The organism is Lactobacillus colini (genome assembly GCF_017874575.1).
Lineage (GTDB): Bacteria > Bacillota > Bacilli > Lactobacillales > Lactobacillaceae > Lactobacillus > Lactobacillus colini.
This window is the reverse complement of record NZ_JAGGLU010000010.1, coordinates 16210-36553: the sequence shown is the minus strand read 5'-3', so window position 1 is coordinate 36553 and position 20344 is coordinate 16210. Positions and strand designations below refer to the sequence as shown.

16 protein-coding genes are annotated in these 20344 nt (G+C 33.2%); 13 read left to right on the top strand and 3 right to left on the bottom strand.

Translation table 11 applies throughout. The features are described from left to right. Positions 1–118 precede the first annotated feature (118 nt). From J2Z60_RS08220 to J2Z60_RS08180, 9 genes are all read left to right on the top strand, one after another. Positions 119–1519 (top strand): AAA family ATPase, encoded by a 1401-nt coding sequence (locus J2Z60_RS08220; RefSeq protein ID WP_209687215.1) that lies wholly within the window; start codon positions 119–121, stop codon positions 1517–1519. A 213-nt stretch (positions 1520–1732) separates the two neighbouring features. Then, positions 1733–2194, top strand: coding sequence for a fructose PTS transporter subunit IIA (locus J2Z60_RS08215; RefSeq protein WP_209687214.1), 462 nt, complete (start codon positions 1733–1735; stop codon positions 2192–2194). Further along, positions 2187–3620: a fructose-specific PTS transporter subunit EIIC gene (locus tag J2Z60_RS08210; RefSeq protein WP_245328767.1), complete on the top strand. Its 1434-nt coding sequence runs from the start codon at positions 2187–2189 to the stop codon at positions 3618–3620. The genes J2Z60_RS08215 and J2Z60_RS08210 overlap by 8 nt, the downstream gene beginning before the upstream one ends. Positions 3621–3630: 10 nt before the next feature. Beyond that, positions 3631–4785, top strand: a complete 1155-nt coding sequence (locus J2Z60_RS08205) for a MalY/PatB family protein (RefSeq protein ID WP_209687212.1) — start codon at positions 3631–3633, stop codon at positions 4783–4785. 12 nt (positions 4786–4797) lie between these two features. Then, positions 4798–6384 (top strand): PTS sugar transporter subunit IIA, encoded by a 1587-nt coding sequence (locus J2Z60_RS08200; RefSeq protein WP_209687211.1) that lies wholly within the window; start codon positions 4798–4800, stop codon positions 6382–6384. Between the two features lie 106 nt (positions 6385–6490). Further along, a complete protein-coding gene (locus tag J2Z60_RS08195; protein WP_209687210.1) occupies positions 6491–6661 on the top strand; it encodes a hypothetical protein in 171 nt (56 codons plus the stop codon). 346 nt (positions 6662–7007) lie between these two features. Continuing rightward, the gene (locus tag J2Z60_RS08190) at positions 7008–8000 is read left to right on the top strand and encodes a LacI family DNA-binding transcriptional regulator (RefSeq protein ID WP_209687209.1); all 993 of its coding nucleotides are present in this window, start codon (positions 7008–7010) and stop codon (positions 7998–8000) included. A 55-nt stretch (positions 8001–8055) separates the two neighbouring features. Beyond that, positions 8056–9723 (top strand): alpha-glucosidase, encoded by a 1668-nt coding sequence (locus J2Z60_RS08185; protein WP_209687208.1) that lies wholly within the window; start codon positions 8056–8058, stop codon positions 9721–9723. Next, positions 9716–11680 (top strand): PTS sucrose transporter subunit IIABC, encoded by a 1965-nt coding sequence (locus J2Z60_RS08180; protein ID WP_209687207.1) that lies wholly within the window; start codon positions 9716–9718, stop codon positions 11678–11680. Before J2Z60_RS08185 ends, J2Z60_RS08180 begins: the two co-directional genes overlap by 8 nt. Before the next feature lie 245 nt (positions 11681–11925). Here J2Z60_RS08180 and J2Z60_RS08175 read toward each other — a convergent pair whose 3' ends face one another. Genes J2Z60_RS08175 through J2Z60_RS08165 form a run of 3 tightly spaced genes read right to left on the bottom strand, consistent with a single transcriptional unit; the run spans position 11926 to position 15154 of the window. After that, entirely contained in the window at positions 11926–13374 is a 1449-nt protein-coding gene (locus J2Z60_RS08175; protein WP_209687206.1) for an FGGY-family carbohydrate kinase, read from the bottom strand. Positions 13375–13383: 9 nt separating this feature from the next. Continuing rightward, positions 13384–14328 (bottom strand): transketolase family protein, encoded by a 945-nt coding sequence (locus tag J2Z60_RS08170; protein WP_209687205.1) that lies wholly within the window; start codon positions 14326–14328, stop codon positions 13384–13386. After that, complete coding sequence (locus J2Z60_RS08165) at positions 14321–15154, bottom strand: transketolase (protein WP_209687204.1); 834 nt, start codon at positions 15152–15154, stop codon at positions 14321–14323. Before J2Z60_RS08165 ends, J2Z60_RS08170 begins: the two co-directional genes overlap by 8 nt. A 131-nt stretch (positions 15155–15285) precedes the next feature. Between J2Z60_RS08165 and J2Z60_RS08160 the strand changes: the two genes are divergently transcribed. The 4 genes from J2Z60_RS08160 to J2Z60_RS08145 all read left to right on the top strand — a co-directional run bounded on the left by J2Z60_RS08160 (position 15286) and on the right by J2Z60_RS08145 (position 20336). Next, on the top strand, positions 15286–16308 hold the full coding sequence (locus J2Z60_RS08160; protein ID WP_209687203.1) for a LacI family DNA-binding transcriptional regulator: 1023 nt from the start codon (positions 15286–15288) through the stop codon (positions 16306–16308). Between the two features lie 104 nt (positions 16309–16412). Next, on the top strand, positions 16413–17867 hold the full coding sequence (locus J2Z60_RS08155; protein ID WP_209687202.1) for an L-fucose/L-arabinose isomerase family protein: 1455 nt from the start codon (positions 16413–16415) through the stop codon (positions 17865–17867). Between the two features lie 84 nt (positions 17868–17951). Next, entirely contained in the window at positions 17952–19253 is a 1302-nt protein-coding gene (locus tag J2Z60_RS08150) for a glycoside hydrolase family 140 protein (RefSeq protein ID WP_209687201.1), read from the top strand. Between the two features lie 240 nt (positions 19254–19493). Continuing rightward, the gene (locus tag J2Z60_RS08145; protein ID WP_245328766.1) at positions 19494–20336 is read left to right on the top strand and encodes a PRD domain-containing protein; all 843 of its coding nucleotides are present in this window, start codon (positions 19494–19496) and stop codon (positions 20334–20336) included. Positions 20337–20344: the final 8 nt, after the last annotated feature.

Here is a 20344-nt window from a genome sequence, read left to right as displayed (position 1 = left end):
CAAGGCATTTCATTTGAAAATGTCTGCCTTTTAATTTGCTAAATCAAACTTTAGTAAAGTATAATTTAGTAAATTATAACTTAGTAAAATACATATTAGTATTATTAAGAGGCGTATTATGTTTATTGGTCGAACAGAAGAATTAACTAAGCTAGAAGGAATGTATCAAACGAATACTTTCCAATTTGCAGTGATATACGGGCGTCGCCGCATTGGCAAGACAGCACTAATTAATCGATTTATCCAGGATAAAGATTCCATATATTTTGTAGGGCTTGAGGAAAATGCTCATGATAACTTGGTTCGTTTTTCAACTGCAATTGCAAATTTTGAAAGAGAAGATAGTGAATTAGAGGGCTTTTCTTATGGAAATTTTGAAAACTGTTTTAAAGAAATTACAAGAATTGCCCGAAAGAAAAAAATAGTATTGGTAATTGACGAATATCCTTATCTAGCACAAGCAGCTCCAGAAATTAGTTCAATGCTTCAATCATATATTGATCATGAATTTAAAGAGACTAATTTATTTTTGATTCTATGTGGGTCATCCATGTCTTTTATGGAGAATCAGGTACTTGCTTACAAGAGTCCACTTTATGGAAGACGAACCGGACAGTTTAAACTGCAACCATTTACCCTGCAAGAGGCTGAGCAGTATTTTCCCAATATGAAAAAAGAAGATGCTTTTGTTTTAAATACTATTACTGGTGGGATACCACTGTACCTATCTTATATGTCTGAAGACAAGACTTTATTGCAAAATATTCAGTCGAATATTTTGGAGGTAAACGCTCCATTATTTCAAGAAACTGATAGCTTATTAAAGCAAGAACTGCGTGATCCTACGAACTATAATTCTGTAATTAATGCAATAGCTGCAGGTGCTAGCCGAGTAAACGACATTGCAACTAAGGCGCATCTTGAAACTTCAGCCGTTTCAGCATACTTAAAGAACTTAATTGATCTGGGAATAGTTGAAAAGAAGGTTCCTGTTACAGATGAGGCTAAACCGCGGCCTAGAAAGACAATTTACCAAATTAAGGATGGATTGTTTAGATTTTGGCATACTTATGTTAGCAAATATATGAATGCAATTTTACGTGGTGCAAGTAGTACAGTCTTAAATATTATCCAAAAAGATCTGAACAACTTTATGGGTCCAGAATTCGAAAAATTGGCCCAAAATTACCTCTGGCAGCATGTAAATGATTCTAATATAATTCCTGATCCATTTATTTATCTGGGCAATTGGTGGGGTACAGATAATAGAAATAAGAAGCAGGTAGAATTAGATGTGGTTGGAATTGGTGTAGATGAATATACTGGGTATTTTGGAGAATGTAAATGGAAAAATGAGCCGATTTCTAGATCAATTTTAGAAAAATTAGTAGATTTGAGTACAATTTTTCCATATCCTAAGAAATATTATTTTCTATTTTCGAAATCTGGCTTTACAGATTCTTGCAAAGAATTGGCAAAAAAGCTGGACTGCCAACTGATTGATTTTAAGCAAATGTAATATTACACGTTAAATTAAAAAATAAATTTTTGATAAGTCGTTGAATTAACAAGTAGTTATGAAGGCGGCTTTTTATATTGTTAAACGCATGGATTTGTCTAGATTTAAAGACAAAATATATATTATTGAGTATTTGTCAATTATATGAGACAAAATCACACTAAAAACAAGTTAGCGCTTACAGTATCATAAAAGGTGAAAGGGGTAATTTAAATGGAATTTAATTCAGATAATATAATTTTGGATGCAGAAATCTCAAATCAAAAAGAAGTATTAGAGAAAATTGCATCGACAGCAGTAAATTTAGGCTTGGCAAATAATGCTAAAAAATTAACTAATGATTTTTTAAAAAGAGAGGAGGAGTTTTCAACAGGCTTTGGTAATGGTGTAGCTATACCACATGCTAAAACAGAAGCTGTTACAAAAGCATCGATTATTTTTTTGAGACTCAAAGATGGTATTGATTGGAATTCAATGGATGGAAAGCCAGTGAAACTAATTATAGCAATAATTGTTCCCGTGGAGGCTTCTAAAGAACATTTGAATACTTTAGCTAAGCTTAGTAGAAAAATTATCCATCAAGAATTTATTAATAGACTTACCACTGAGGATAAACCAAAAATAATTGAATTAATACAGGATACTCTTAATGAAGGAGATATTAAATATGACTAGAATAGTTGCTGTTACAAACTGTCCAGCTGGTATAGCTCATACTTATATGGTAGCTGAGAAGATAGCAGATGAATCTAAAAAAAGAGGCTTCGAGGTTCATGTCGAAACACAAGGTGCTAGTGGAATTGAAAATAGATTAACATCTCAACAAATTGCAGAAGCTGATTATGTTATATTGGCTTTAGGTAAAGGTATAACTGATGAGGATAAAGATAGATTCAATGGAAAAAAAGTTGTTGAAATTCCTGTTTCAGAGGCCTTGCGAAATATTCCTAAAATAATGGATAATCTTGAATCAGAAGCAAAATTATTTTCTTCTTCAAAAATAAAATTAGGTGATAAACAAGAAGCAGTTCAAAATGGCTTAATTAGTCACCTAATGGCGGGAGTATCGGCTGCATTACCATTTGTTATTGCTGGTGGATTATGCATGGCTTTAGGAAGTATAATGGCACAGTTTGGTATGCCGAACGTTGCTCCAAAGAATGGTAATATTGGATCAATTGCGTGGGCTTTGAACGAATTAGGCAGCTTGGGATTTACATTCATGGTACCGATAATGGGGGCTAATATTGCTTTTTCAATTGGTGATAAACCAGCTTATGCCCCAGCCTTTATCTGTTCACTTTTAGCAAACTCACCAGATTTATTCGGTAAGAAAACAGGTGCAGGTTTCATCGGTGCTGTATTATTGGGGCTAGCTATTGGATATTTTATAAAATGGTTTAAAACTATCAAAGTAGGAAAGACATTCCAATCTACAATGGGATTTTTAGTAATTCCATTTGTAACTTTATTAATATTTGGACTATTTACTTGGTGGTTGGTTGCACCATTTGCCTCTTTACTTATGGGCATTTTGCTTAACTTCTTAAATACTATACCACCTTCTTTGAAGTTAGTCGGTGGATTTGTTGTAGGTGCCATGCTTGCTTTTGATATGGGTGGTCCTATTAACAAGGCCGCATGGTTCTTTGCATTTTCATTAATCGGATCACATGTATATTCTTGGTACGGTGTAGTAGGGGTTGTAACAACGCTTCCTCCTGTTGCAGTAGCTATTGCATGTTGGATAAAGCCATCATTGTTCACTAAACAAGAAAGAGCGGCTGCATTACCAGCATTATTAGTGGGTGCTACAGTGGCTACTGAGCCAGCTATTCCTTATGCATTGGCAGCACCGTTGCCAATGATTTCGGCAAATACCTTAGCTGGAGCAATTACAGGCGCTTTAACCATGTTATTGGGTGTTGATAGAATTGCTCCTGGAATTAATGTCTTAGATCCAATTTTAGGTTTAGTACATCCTTGGTATAACTTCTATATTTGCCTAACTATTGGTTTAGTATTGAATGTTTTATTTATTATTGTGTTTAAGAGTATCTGGATAAAGAAACAAAAAGAAAAGACTATAGCTGGAAAGTAGAGGGTTTTGTATGTCAGTAAACTTTGATAAGTATATTGATAGACATAATACATATAGTACACAGTGGGATTATGCAAAAGACAGATTTGGTAGAAATGATGTTTTACCTTTTTCAATTTCTGATACTGATTTTGCAGTACCTGATTCTGTTCAAGCTGCCCTAAAGGATAGAATTGAACACCCCATTTATGGATATTCTAGGTGGAATAATCATGACTATAAAAATGCAATCAAAAATTGGTTTAAAAAACGTTATAATCTCGAATTTGACGAAAATATAATAGCTTATAGTCCGAGTGTAGTTTTTTCAATTTCAGATTTTATTAGAATGCATTCAAATGTTGGTGATGCTGTAGCAACATTTATTCCTATGTATGATGCTTTCTTCAATACGATTGAATCAAATGATAGAATTCTAGTGCCAGTGAAACTAGGTGATGCATATGAAAATTATTCTATAGATTGGGATATGCTTGAAACAGTACTAAGCCAGCCAAAGGTCAAAATATTTTTATTAACTAATCCTCATAATCCTACGGGTAAAGTCTTCACAAAGGAAGAATTGAAAAGAATCTCAAGTCTTTGCTATAAGTATGATACTTATATAATATCTGATGACATCCATCAAGATATAGTTTATTCCCCCAACAAGTATGTACCAATTTTAAAGATAAGAGATACTGATGTAGTTCTTTGCAGCTCAGGATCCAAAACATTTAATATACCAGGATTGATAGGCTCTTATATTTTATGTCCTGGTCTTAATGATTATAATCAGTTCCTGATTGATTTAAAACAAAAGAATGCTTTATCATCTGTAAGTATTCTTGGCATGTATGCACAAATAGCAGCCTATAATGACTCAGATTATGTTGATTCAATGGTACAGTACCTCTATAAGAACATGCAATTATTAAAGGACTTTTTTGATGATAGCAAGATACCATTAAAGTTTAATATCCCCCAAGGCACATACTTAGCATGGATTAATTGTGAAAATGTAAATATGAGTGAAAAAGAATTTCAAAAAAGGTTAGTAGACATAGGTCATGTAGGAATAATGCGAGGATCTGTTTATGGAAATAGTAATCGAATTCGTATGAACATTGCATGTCCTAAAAGTAAACTACAGGAAGGACTGAAAAGAATAAAGAAAGCTATATAGGTGTATAAATATATGTTATCTGAAAGACAAAATCAGATTATTAATTTACTGAAAAATAGTGATATATCTGTTCATAATATTTCAAAAAAATTAGGCGTTTCGGATAAAACTATTACTCGGGAAATAAAAGCAATTAATGATGAAATAAGTAAATATGCTTATATCAACATATGCGAAGGACAATTACATTTAAATATTATATCGTCTATTGGGTTTTATCAGCATATAGAACAGATAGTACCTGTTGAAATACGACTATTATATCTTGTTTTGATAAATGAAAGTATATCTTTAGATGAATGTGCAGATATGCTATATATTACTAAATCTAAAATTAAGGAATATATCTTTGAGCTTAATAATAAATTACGTAGCAAGTTATCAATTGAATTAAAGCAGGGAATAGGAATAGTAGTAAATTGTCCTTTAAAAACTAAAATTGATTTGGTTACAAATATTATATTTGATTACAAAGTAATAGAATATAATAATTACAAGGTTAATTTTTTTGAAACAATATTTATCCAAGACTATTATAATTTTGCTGCAAAATATATTGACCATAAAGCGTTAGAATGTCAAATATTAGCTTGTAAAATGCTAAATGTTTCTTTGGATAGTCAGAAACAATATTTCAAAGAAAAAAAGTTATCTTTGGAAAAGTTCGAGTCAAATGAATCGAAAATAAAAGCAGATATTATCAAAAGCTTTTTAAAAAATGGTTTAGATATCCCTAATGATAAAATATTAAATATGTGTCTGGCACATATAGAGCGAGAAATATTATTTTCAGTTATTTTGCTGAAAAATAAAGCCAATATAAAAAATTATTTAAAAGTACAACCTATTGCTTTTGATATAGCAAAAAAGATATCCAACATGCTATTTCAAAATTATGATATTGATGTTAACGCATACTACATTTCTTTATATGTAATGCTAGTTTTATCAACTACTGATGATAGTATTTATAAGATTATCTTAATTTCAAGACGTAAATCAGTAAGCTCAATAAATAAATACTTGATAGAAGCTAAAATCGATGGTAGTAAAGTGAGTGTAATTGATAATTCTGACGCATTGAGTGAATTATCTTATGACTATACAGTTGTATTAGATTCAGAATTAGTAAATGAAATAAAATTGCCAGAAATAGATTTGATTATTTCTGACTTAGTAGCGGAGAGAGACATAAAAAAACTAAAATCTATTGTTAGAAAGAAAACTTTTTCTAATTTGATTGATGATACACATAAAAATTATACATTCTCAATAAATAATAATTCCTCTGATTTTTTTCTTGCGTTAACGGATTTTCTTACTATGCTTACAAATAAAGAATTAATTAATGACAAAGAAATAAAAGCGATAATTAATAGAGAAGATGCTGGAAATCAGTTAATAATTGGTGACTATTCGATACCTCATATAATTTCAAATAGCAATAAAAATTTTCAATTATTTTTAGCCAATCTTAAGACTCCGGTAGTAGTAGAAAAGCAATTTATAGATAAGATTTTGATAGTTATTATTAGTACAAGAGTAAGTAATAAAAGTGAGATTTTTAAATATCTATTTGAAATAATTAATCCTGAATAGTAACCTAGTGTGTCAATAACCAACTATACATTTATTAGTTGTTCATATATTCTATTAAAATTTGCCTTAAAACATGGCTCCGAACAGAAGCATGCTTTCTGCTGAGATGGCAGAGATTTGGGATTTTTTAGTTGGTAAAATGAGCCAACAGCCGGGTAAGTTTATAATTGGATTGAACGAGCGAATGACAGAATATCTTAATACGCAAGAATGGAGAGATTACATGAATGACTTTCAAAGATATAAAGAAGAATTGAGCCGAGAGAAGTTTAATTAAGGGCAAGCTCAAGGTGAAGCTCGAGAGCGTACCATTGCTGTGCGTAAAATGGCAGCGCGGCTAAGAAAGTTACATCTTTCCGATAAAGAAATTATACAGAGTTTGCAAGAAGATTATGGATCCAGCTTCTCTGAAGATCAGTTGTTAAAGTTTATAAATAATGCAAAATAGTTAGTGATATTTTAAGAGGACATTGTCCTCTTTTTTTGTGTAAAGATAAGTATATCAAGGCATTTCTAGGATAGTTATATAAGATTAAAAAATTTTCTAAAAAATTATTGACAAGTTGTGTAAGCGGTTGTATCTTTATATATGGAATCGATACCATATATAGGAGATGAAAATTATGGCAACTATCAAGCAAGTTGCAAAGGAAGCGGGTGTTGGAACTACTACAGTTTCTCGTTATCTGAATAATCAACCTTATGTTAGTGATGATATAAAAGATAGAATTAAAGCCGCAATTAAAAAGTTGGATTATACACCTAACAGAGTGGCAAAACAATTTAGAACTAATCAGACCAAGCAAATTGGCGTTTTGGTATCTAGAATTACTAATCCATTTTTTGCTTATTTGTTTGATAAGATTGAGCGTGAGTTTCATAAATATGGCTATACTGCAATGATTATGCAAACTTATGATGATCCTGAAATAGAAAAATATTTTTTGAATATGATTGATAGCCATGAAGTAGATGGGCTAATGCTAGCTTCAGTTGAAGATGACAAGCAAGTCATGGAGATGTTTCATAAATATCCTAAAAGCATAGTTTTAGTTAATGAATATATACCAGAATTAAAGGATGTATCAATTAGGCTGGATCATTATCAAGCCACTTTAAATGGACTTAAGTATTTGTTTGATAAAGGAAATAAGAAAATAGCCTATATTACCGGTGGTAAATTTAAAAATAATAGCCATGGTAATATCAGAAATAGAGCATATCGACAATTTCTTGAGGATGTTCATCAACAGATAGATACAGATCTAATCTTTGAAAATCTTCATAGTAGTGAAGATGGAGAGAAGTTAGGCGAGATCTTGTTTAAAGCAGATCAGAAACCAGATGCAGTATTTACGAACTCTGATGAAGTTGCAATTGGACTGATTTCATCTTTGAAAGATAATGGTATCAGAGTGCCAGAAGATATTGCAGTAATGGGCTATGATGATCAGCCGTTTTCAAAGTATGCCTTAGTGCCATTAACTACAATCGCACAGCCTGTAAATGGACTAGCTTTAAATAGCGTGCGATTGCTATTGAACAATATGGATGTTCAAAATAATATTAAAAAAGAACCATTAAAACTAAAAATAATAAAAAGGCAGAGTGCCTAATTTATTATTTTTTAAGCAATATGGTAACGATACCATATAAGGAGTGAATTAAAAATTGAATTTAAAAAAAGAAATATTTTATCAAATTTATCCATCTTCATTTAAAGACTCAAACGATGATGGAATAGGAGATTTAAATGGTATTTCAGAAAAGATTCCATATTTAAAAAAATTAGGGGTTACAACTATATGGCTTTCACCAATTTATAAGTCACCAATGAAAGATAATGGTTATGATATTTCTGATTATTATCAAGTAGATCCAAGGTTTGGAACTATGGAAGACTTAGATAGACTTATCAGTAAAATTCATAAAAATGGCATGAAATTAATTATGGATTTAGTAATTAATCATACTTCAGATCAACATATATGGTTTAAGAAAGCTTTGGATGATCCTACTTCTAAATATCATAATTATTATATTTTTAAAAAAGGAAGCAATGGCAATCCACCCAATAATTGGAGGAGTAACTTCGGTTATGGATCAGCTTGGAAATACATAGGAAATAATGAATATTACTTACATGTATTTTCTGAGCACCAGCCTGATCTAAATTGGGAGAATCCTGATTTAAGATCCGATATTTACTCAATGATTAATTGGTGGCTTGATAAAGGAATTGATGGTTTTCGAATTGATGCAATTACTTTTTTAAAGAAAGATCAAGACTTTAGTTCACTTGAGCCTGATGGCAAGGATGGTCTAGCAAAAGTTAAGAAAAAGTCTGAAAATCGACCTGGAATTGAAAAGTTTTTAAATGAATTAAACCAAAAATGCTTTAAAGATAGAGATATTGTCACAGTTGGTGAAGCCTCAGGAATTAAGTATCAAGATTTAGGAAAATATATTGGTCAAGATGGTGTATTTTCAATGGTTTTTGATTTTCACTATGCGGACATAGATGTTGAATCTGGTTCTGAATGGTATAAGCGCACTAATTGGAAGCCCCAAGAACTGAGAGAACTAATCGATAAAAGTCAATTGAGCATTCAAGCTGTAAAGAATGGCTGGCCTGCAAATTTCCTAGAAAATCACGATCAGCCCAGAAGCGTTACAAAGTATATTAAAGATCCTAAATATAGAAACTCTACTGGCGCTAAAGCACTAGCTTTAATGTATTTCTTTTTAAGAGGGTGCCCATTTATTTATCAAGGGGAAGAATTAGGAACACAGAACTTTGAAAGAAGTAACATCAATGAATTCAATGATGTTTCAAGTATAAGTAATTATAAAAGGATGCTAGATTTAGGCTATTCACCAGATCAAGCTCTCTATTATGTTAACCTAAGATCCCGTGACAATGGTAGAACACCGTTTAAGTGGGACAGTACTGTTAATAGTGGATTTAACACTGGAGCTAAACCCTGGTTAGAATTTAATAATAATTTGAATAATCAAAGTGCAGCTCAAGAAATTGAAGACCAGAATTCCGTTTTTAATTTCTATAGAAAAATGATTGAAATTAGAAATAAACCTGAGTATGAAAAGGAGCTGATATATGGAGAATATGCACCAATTAAGGATTTACCAAGTAATGTTATTGGATATCAAAGGGGAAATAATTTTAAAGTACTTGTAAATTTATCTACAGCAGATGTTACGATTCCAGTTAAAAATTGTAGTGTTATTTTAAGTAATTATAAAGCAAGTAATTTTGCTAATAATAATGAATTGCAACCATATGAGGCTGTTTTATTAGAGGAGATTAACAATGGCTAGAAAAAGAAAAGACTATAGTGATGTTGCTAAACAGCTAATATCAATAATTAGTAAGGATAATGTTATTTCGGTAACTCATTGTGAAACAAGATTACGATTCGTCGTTAAAAATAGAAAAGCAATCGATGATGAAAAAATCAAAAATCTACCTGATGTAAAAGGTGTCTTTGAAGGTTCAGGTCAATATCAAGTGATTTTTGGCACAGGTATTGTCAATGATGTATATGAGGCAATTGATAACTTACACGAAGTTAATGCCATTTATGGCAAAGATGATATAGCAGGTGGGAATAGTACTGCTGGAGACAATAAAGATTTGCCATTAGGTAAACGAATCATGCAAGCTTTAGCAGGGATATTTATTCCGATTGTTCCAGTTATTGCTGCAACAGGTCTATTCTTAGGGTTAAAGAGTACTTTTACCAATGCCCAAGTTTTAAGTTTGTTTGGTATGGTACCAAGTCAAATTCCAGCCAGTCTTATGACCGTAGTTACCGTTTTAACTGATACTGTATTTTCATTCTTACCAGCTTTACTTGTTTGGTCAACTTTTAGATATTTTAAAGGGACACCAATTATTGGAATTGTTTTAGGAATTATGTTAGTGTCGCCATTACTGCCGAATGCCTATGCAGTAGCTGGCGGTACAGCTAAAGCTATTAAATTATTCGGAACTATTCCGGTAATAGGATCTCAAGGCTCTGTTCTAACAGCGGTAGTTGCTGGTTATCTTGGTGCTAAACTTGAGCACTTCTTTAGGAAACATATACCTGACGTAATCGAGCAAATTTTAACGCCATTCATGGTATTATTAGTAACCTTTGCCATTATGATTTTAGGTGTTGGACCAATTGTTCACTGGGTTGAAGGATTATTAATTCAAGCCGTTGAAGCTGTCATTCATATTCCATTTGGTATTGGTGGATTTATTATTGGTGCATTATATCCTTTAATGGTTGTTGTCGGCGTTCACCAAATGATGATTGCTATTGAGACGTCACTATTAGCAGCTACTCACTTAAATCCATTGATTACTTTAGAAGCTATGTATGGATTTGCCAACTTAGGTGTGGCTCTAGCAATCTTTTTGAGAGCTAAGTCCAAGACTGCCAAGCAAGATGCTGCATCAGCTATGGCATCACAAGTATTCGGTGTTTCTGAACCTACTATTTTTGGTGTTTTAATTCGATATAATATTAAGCCGTTAATTGTTACTGTATTAACTTCTGGTCTTGGAGCTGCTGTTTTAGGGATGTTTAATGTGGCTGCTAATACTTATGGATTGGCAGTGTTACCTTCATATTTGATGTATATTTATAATTTTAGATTTTTAATTATTTATACGATTGTTTCTATCTTGACTATCATTGTTGCTTTTATCTTAACTAATATGTTTGCAATTCCAGATGAGGTATTAAAACCAGATAAGTCAAAAAGTATTAAAAAGCCCGATGTAAGAGACTTTTATGCTTATGCTCCTGTGAGCGGAGAAGCCATTGAACTAGGAAAAGTTAACGATCAAGTATTTGCTTCGAAAATGATGGGTGATGGTCTTGCTATTAAACCTAAAGGAAAAGGGATCATTAATATTTATGCACCTAATAATGGCCAAATGACAGTAGTTGCAGAAACTGGACATGCTTATGGATTGCAGACAAAGAATGGAATGGAAATTTTAATTCATGTTGGTATAGATACAGTATCTTTGAAAGGTAAAGGATTTGAAACTAAAGTAAAAGTTGGTCAAGAAGTAAAACAAGGGCAGCTTCTGGGCACAGTTGATCTTAGTGTTTTGGCTAAAGCCCAATTAGATCCAACCATTATGGTATTAGTAACTAATTCTAAAGACTATGCAAGCCTTGAACACGTTGAAGGTTATGTTGATGCAGGTAAAGAAATAATTGTTGTTCAAAAAGAAGTAGAAAATCCTTCAGATAATTTAAGTTTTTCAAATTAAATAAGACATACTAATTTAGTGTTAGATGATCATACGGTGGTATAGTCATCTGGCACTTTTTTAGCATTAAATACATTTAAAAATGAATTCACAATAAATAATACAAAGCAAAAAGCCAGCTCAAATTAATGAACTGACTAAATAAAAATTTTATATCAAACTCTGATAACAAACCTATTAATTTATTTATAGGGGGGAAAAGTAATTAACAGGTCAGCATATTTTAGAGAAAAATTTTATTTTAATTAGCTAAGTTTGTGGATCCAATTGAGCCATTCAGAAACAGCGCTTTGTGCAGTTTGTTTGCTCATTTTAGGATTATAAGTATCAGTAAAAGTACTGATATCTTTTTTATTCATTGCATTTAGTGCGCTGCCCATAGCACTGAGTTCGGATATATCAGCGATATCAACCTGACGCTGGGTTATATTGCTAAGGTATTGCATTAAGTATCGATTATGGATCATTCCACCATCAGTATGAATTTCAGAATTAATTGTAGGGGAAAGAGTTAGAAATTCATTGATAATATCATTTATTTGGTAAACAAGAGAATTGAGCGTTGCACGAACCAGTTCTTTTTTTCCTGTTGTTGCAGTCATACCTACAAAGGCAGCCTTCATATTACTTAACCAGTATGGTGTTCCTAAACCTGCAAACGCAGGAATGAGGATAGTATGATCTTCAGGATTAGCAGTTAGTGCTAATTGTTCAGTTTCTTCAGGAGTATTGATTAAATGGAGTTGATCCTTCAGCCATGTGACAGATGCACCAGCGTAATTTATATTTCCTTCTAGTACATAGTTAATGTTTCCGTCAATTTGCCAAGCAATAGACGTGTTAAGCTTATTATTTATATTATTAGGTAATTTATTACCAATATTTAACATAACAGATGACCCGGTACCAAAGGTAACTTTGAAATCGCCTAAATTAAAGCAACCATGCGCATAGAGAGCAGCTTGTGAATCACCTAAGACACTGCTAATAGGAATCTTATGATCGAGTAAGCCAAATAAGTCTGTTTCACCAAATTTAGCATTAGAGTCAACAATTTGAGGGAGAGATTCTATATCAACTCCAAAAACTTCACATAATTTATGATCCCACTGTACCTTATGGATATCCATCAATTGTGTTCTGCAGGCATTTGATGGCTCCGTTTTAAAACTAGAGCCATTAGTCAATTGATAGACTAACCAGCTATCCATTGTTCCTAAGGCTAGATCATTATTATGCCTAGCTTGAATTACTTTAGGTTCATTGATAAGCATCCAGCCCCACTTTGCACCGGTAAAATAGGGAGATAATTCAAGACCAGTCTTATTTTTTACTAAATGGCGAATTTCTGGAATGGCAATTCGCTTAACAAGATCATCTGCTCGATTATCTTGCCACACTATAGTTTTAGCTAAAGGTTCACCTGTTTTGAGCGACCAAGCAGCTGCACTTTCACGTTGATTAGTAATAGCAATTGATTCTATTTGCTGACTACTTACTTGATTTAGTGCTGATTCAAAGAGTTGCTTTAGATTGGACTTTATCTCGTTGAGATCATGACTGACCCAGCCTTTATTATTAATAATTTGTTTATGAGGGAGAGAATTTTTCCAAAAAATTTTACCATTTTTATCAATAAGTAGTGTTTTTGTACCTTGAGTACTTTGGTCGATAGCTAAGACATATGAAGGCATTTCTATCACCTACTTAGATAAAACCTTTTTAACAGAGTTGGCAATCCCTTCACTATCTAAACCATAATATGCTAAGACTTCATCTTGAGTGCCTTGAATAGCAGGTTTATCTGGAAAGCCTAAGATATTAACTTTGGCATGTGCATATTGGGCTGCAATACTTGCTACTGCTGACCCGATACCATTTATTACATCATGCTCTTCAACAGTTATAATATTATCGAATTCTTGTGCAAGTCTTGAGATCATTTCAGTATCTAGCGGTTTGATTGATCCTAGATCAACTACTGCTGCGCTAATTCCATCTGATTCTAGCTTCTTAGCAGCTTGAAGGGTAAAGAATAGTGTTTCACCGGTAGAGATAAGACAGACATCTTTGCCTTCTTTAATCATTGTCGCTTTACCAGGAACAAAGTTAAAGTCTTCATGGTAAACATTATCAAGTTTGCGTTTACCAATACGAATATAAGCCGGTTTATTAGAATTAATTAAATACTTGAACAAAGCTTTAACTTGATATTTATCACATGGTTGGTAAACTTCAAGATCAGGTATGGCACGAGTGATGGCAACATCATTTAATGAATGGTGGGTGTTACCGAGCCAAGTATAAGAGTTACCACCAGAGATACCGACTAATTTTACGTTTGTCTTATTGAAAGCTACATCTACCTTCACTTGTTCAATTGATCGCATTGCTAAAAATGAAGCTGGTGAAAATACAAAAGGATGCTTGCCTCCATGAGCAAGTCCAGCAGCTACTGTAACTGCATTTTGTTCAGCAATTCCCATTTCTACAGTACGATCAGGATGAGCATTGGTAAATTGGACAAGTCCAGCTGATCCACGGGAATCGCAAGTTATAACTAGTAAGTTAGGGTCTAGTTTAGTTCCTTCATCTAAAACTTGTGCAATAGCTGCATTTGCGGTTAATTTTTCATCAGTATTACTCATGATTGAGTGCCTCCATTTGTGCGTCTAATTCACGGATTCCTTCTTCAAATTCCTCTTGAGATGGGACTTTATGATGCCAGTCAGCTCGATTTTCGGCTACAGTTATACCTTTACCTTTAACTGTATTAGCTACAATTAGTCGCGGCTTACCAGTATTATTTTCACTAGTTAAAACGTGAATTAAAGCTGCTAGATCATTTCCGTCGACTTCAATAACATTCCAGCCAAAAGCCTCATACTTGTTACTAATAGGGTTTGATCGCATAACAGAATCTGTTGTACCAGTAATTTGTAAATCATTGTGGTCAATAATGGCTGTTAAGTTATCAAGATTGTAATTACTTGCAGCCATAGCCGCTTCCCAGATTGATCCTTCGGCCTGTTCACCATCACCCATTAAAACGTAGGTATGCTTTTTTAAGCTATTCATTTTAGCAGCTAGTGCTACACCAACTCCTAGTCCTAATCCGTGCCCTAGTGAACCTGTGTGAAATTCCATTCCTTTAACGTCTGTTGTAGGATGTCCAATGTAAGGGCTATTAAATGTGGAATATCCCTTTTCAAGATCATCTCGGTCAATATATCCCTTATCAGCTAAAACTTCGTACCAGATTTCAACTGCATGACCTTTACTTTGAATGTAAGTATCTGCTTCTAATGTTCCAACCGTTTCTGGCGTTTGATTCAAGACATTATAGTAGAGTGCAACTAGAATGTCTGTACAAGATAGGTCTGAACCAGTGTGTCCATTTTTATGATTGTATATTAGTTCCCAAGTGCGTTTTCTGAGCTGTACAGCTTTCTTTCTTAGCTCTAAGATATTCATTTAAATCACCTCATATAGCAAAAAAATGTAACCGTTTTTACGATTTATATGCTATCATCTAGATGATAAATTAAGCAATATTCTAACTAAACTAAAAAATTAGTTTAGTGCTAGTTTATATAGAGGTAATTATGCTAAAAATGGAAGATATCGCTAAAATGGCTGGAGTATCACGTTCCGCAGTTTCGTTAGCGATTAATGGTAAACCTGGTGTTAGTAAAAAAACACGTGAAAAAATATTTAATGTAATTAATGAGAACAACTATGTCCCATTACGAAAGCATCATGGAGATAAAACTCATAAATTATCTCAAGTAACTTTTTTGATCATTACTGATCATCGAGGGATGGTTAAGGGAAATTATCGTGCACTGCCTTTTTTTGATAATTTACTTTCGACATTGACTGATGGAATTTCTAGTTATGGTGGTAGTGTACAGATTCATAATATTGAGTCGGATAAATTGAAAAAGGGTGTTTTAGACCTAGTAGAGAATAAAAAGCTAAAAAATTTTGTTGTTTTGGCTACAGATTTATCTAAAGAACAAATTATTTTCTTAAAAGAACACCTAGGCGTATCAGTCTTTGTTGATACTTACTATGATGATGTGTCAGCTGACTTTGTCACAATGGATAACTTCCAGGGAGCATATCAAGCAGCTGAATATATTTTAAGTAAAGGGTATAAAAATGTAGGTTATGTAGCCTCTAACAAGCTGATATCTAATTTTCAAAATCGTAGAAGGGGCTTTTATCAGGCGATGAAGGATCATAATCAGGAAGTGGCACCGGATCATTTTTATAGTATATCGCCCATGATGAAGTTAGCTGATAGTGATGAATTGAAAGAAATGCTAAAAGATCAGCATACTATACCCGATGCACTATTTTGCGAAGATGATTATATTGCAATTAGATTAATTAAAGAACTGACAAGTTGGCATATTAGAGTTCCAGAAGACATTGCTGTAATGGGCTTTGATGATATTTATGCTGGGACAATGATTTCACCTGAGTTAACTACGATACATGTACCAATTCAACAAATTTCTAGTCAAGCACTTTTTCAGTTGCAGCAACAAGCAGCTGATAAATTTTGGCAGCCGCAAAAAAGTTTGGTTTCTACTAGGATAGTCAAAAGGGATTCAGTATAAAAATCCTTATTCTAGCTTAGTTTAGTTAAATTAGTATTTAAGTTTAATCAGAATCATGATAATTTAGTTTATATAGAAAGTGATTACATGATTAGGAGGTCATTATGACTGATAAGTTGAGCTTAAAGCAAATAAAGTTGGGCTTTGTGCCTACTAGAAGGAATATTTTTTCTGCTGATGCAGCAATTGAATTTGCTGATAAAACAAGAGATAAGTTAGATGAATTAGGTGTAAACTACGTCGATATTAAAGATGTAAATGATGACGGTTTATTATATGATGATGCGGGTTTAGAAAAAATTACTCAAAAATTTAAAGAAGCAAAAATTGATGGTTTATTTATTGCTAATGAAAACTTTGGTACTGAATATGAAGTTGCCCGTTTAGCTGCTAAATTTAATGTTCCAGTTCTTTTATGGGGTCCACGCGATGAAGCACCAGCTCCAGATGGATCAAGAAGACGTGATACACAATGTGGCTTATTTGCTATTGGAAAAGTCTTACGTCATTTCAATGTTCCATTTACTTATATTAGAAATAGTGATATTGATGATCCTTCATTTAGCAAGGGAGTAATTGACTTTATCAGAGTCTGCAATGTGGTTAAGACGTTTAGAAATACTAGAATTTTACAAATTGGACCACGTCCATTCGATTTCTGGTCAGTAATTGTCAATGAAGGAGAACTATTAGAAAAGTTCGGCATCCAGCTTTCACCAATTCCACTAGGTGAACTTACTTCATACATGAGAGACTTAATTGCTAAGAATGATCCTAGAATTGAAGAAACTAAGGATGTATATCATAAGTGGGCTGATATTCAAATTGAAGATGAAGACTTTACGAAGGTAGCGGCTTTGAAGCTAGCTATGCAAGATAAGATGCATGAATATGGTTGCAATGCCGGAACTATTCAATGTTGGACTGAACTTCAAGATGAAATTGGTATCTTACCATATGCTTCTGAAGCCCTGCTTCAAACAGAAGGTATGCCAGTAACTTGTGAAGTCGATATTAATGGTGCTATTTCTGAAGTTCTAGCAGAAGCTGCTACATTAGGTGAAGAGAGAGCATTATTTGCAGATGTTAACTGCCGTCATCCAGAAAATGAAAATGGCGAATTATTGCAGCACTTAGGTACATTTGCATTCCAAACTGCTAAGAGTCGTCCAGTATTACCACCTACTCACTTTGTATTCGATTATCCTGGTTCAGCTGCTTTTGACGTTAAGGATGGCACATATACCTTAGTAAGATTTGATGGCGATCATGGTAAATATTCAATGCTAATTGGAAATGCCAAGACTTGTGAGGGACCATATGAGCAGGGAACTTATGCTTGGTTCCAATTCAAAGACTTAAATAGATTTGAAGCTAAGTATGTTTATGGTCCTTACATTCACCATATGGCTGGTGTACGTGCAGATGTTGTACCAATCTTGGCAGAAGCAGGTAAGTATATTAACGTTAAGCCAGATTACTTTGATCCAATTGAAGATAAGGTAGATGCATACTGGTATGGTGATTTAGATACTATTTTAGACGATGATCAAAAATAATATTTAGCTTGTTATATTAAGTTGACAAGGCTCCTACTTATTGATTAAGCACGGTCTTGTCTTTTTTGAAGGAGAATTTTAATTATGTTAGAAGCTAAGGGACGTTATTTGTATAAAGACGGCAAGAGATTCTTTTATCTAGCAGATACTTGTTGGAGTGCATTTACTAGTATTGAAATGCCTGATTGGCGTTACTATTTAGATACAAGGAAATTTCAAGGATACAATGCTGTTCAAATCAATATTTTACGACAATGGGATTCTAGTCTACCAATTAAAGGGAGAGAGCCATTTGCTATTGTTGAACATGAAGACGGTTCTTATGAATATGACTACACTAAGATTAATGAAGCTTACTTCGATAATGCAGAGAAAATGCTAGCAGAAATGATTAAGCGTAATATGGTGCCAGTACTAGTTCTCCTCTGGGGAAATTTTGTTCCAGGTACTTGGATGAGTAATTTTACTAAGAATAATGTAATGCCATTTGAGCAGATTAAGCCATATGTGGAATATGTAGTAAAAAGATTCAAAAAATATGATCCGATTTGGTTTGTAACTGGGGATGTTGGCTTTGCTGAAAAAGAAGGTCAAGAAATTGAAGAACCAACAAGATATTATCGAGAAGTATTGCAATCTGCAAAGTCTGTAGATCCAGATGGTATCTATACCTTCCACATCAATGGCGAATCTCATGAATTACCTGAGGACTTTTTAAAGCAGGCAAGTTTCTTCATTTATCAATCAGGTCATGGTAAAAATGGTCAGGCAACAGCTTATACTATTCCGCAACTGATGCGAAAGAACGGCTATACTGGTCCAATGATGGATGCTGAGATTTGTTATGAAGGATTCACTAAGATGACTCCACCACAAGAAAAATCCACAGAAGTTGAGCGCTATACTTCTTATGATGTTAGAAAAGCTGCTTGGAAAGCTGTCTTATCAGGTGCAGATATGGGGATTGGTTATGGTTGTTTTGGTATTTGGCCATGGAATGATACAGCACATCCAGAACAGAAGTTAGGCATGAACTTTAATGTTGAAATAGTCCCATATGATTGGCGTCAATGCTTACAGCTTCCAGGAGCTAGCGATATGGGAATTTTAAAAGAATTAGTTATGGAATATGGTGCACAAGGCTTAGAACCTATTGCAAGTCCAAGTAAGAATAACCCTGCTATTAGAGCTGCCCAGAATGATGAATATCTGCTAGTCTATCTGCCGACAGCTGGCATCTTTGACTTTAAAGAGATAGGGATCAATCCAGATAATGTTAAGATAATTGATCTAGATAAGAGACATGTCTTAACTGGCAAGCTTGTTGATGGCGTATTGCAAATGATGCCAGTTAGAGAGGATTCACTTTTAATAGTGAAGAAATAAGAGATTTAACTTTTAGATAGTATGTTAGCAGCAATATCAGAAGTGACTCTAATTTTTTATTACTAGAATAAGCTAAAATAAGAGATAATGTTTTAGTAACTATTGTAACCGATTTCATTAGAAGGTATAATTTACATGAAATAAGAAATCGGATTGTTACATTCAGTTGGCAAGACCACAATAATCATCCCTTTTAAGGGTGTTGTGTGTCTTGCCTTTTTTATTTGGAGGACATAAATAATGATTATAAAAAGAGTACTAAATAATAATGCTGTTATTGCTCTTGATGATAACCAACAAACTTTAGTAGCTCTTGGAAGTGGGATTGCCTTTCAAGGAAAACCAGGAGATTTAATCGAAGATAAAAAGATAGAGAAAGTTTTTTATCCTCAAGATGAAAGTGCAACTAATTCAATTAGCCAAACGCTGTTACAAATAGATCCATGGTACATTGAATTATCCGACAAAATTATTTCAGAAGCAGAGGCTAGTTCTGGAAAGAAGTTAAGTGATGATATTTATTTTTCATTGCCAGATCACTTACAATTCGCAGTTGAAAGAGTAAGTAAGGGAATGATAATACAAAATCGTTTAACAATTGAAACGATGCAAACATATCCGGATGAATTTCAATTAGGTAAACGATCAATAGCATACTTATCAAAAAAGACAGGATTAACTTTTAGCGATGATGAAGCAGCAAATATTGCAATGCATATTATTACAGCACAAGAAGGAGAGTCTTTAGAGAATACCGAAGGAACAATTGAATTAATTAACAAGTTTATAAAAATTATCGAAGAAATGCTCAATAAAAAAATCGATATTAAATCTGTTACATATTACCGTGCAATCACTCATTTGAAGTTCTTTATTCAAGGAATAAAGAACCGTACCGTGAGAAATCAAACTATGGATGATAAAGAGCTATTCAATATGGTAATTCATAATTATCACAAAGAATACGTTATTGCTCAAAGAATTTCGGGAATAGTTTTAAATGAGTTTGACTATCAAGTTTCTGATGATGAAATAATGTATCTCACTATTCATATCCATCGTTTAAATATTTCAGAGGATTAATGAGGTTT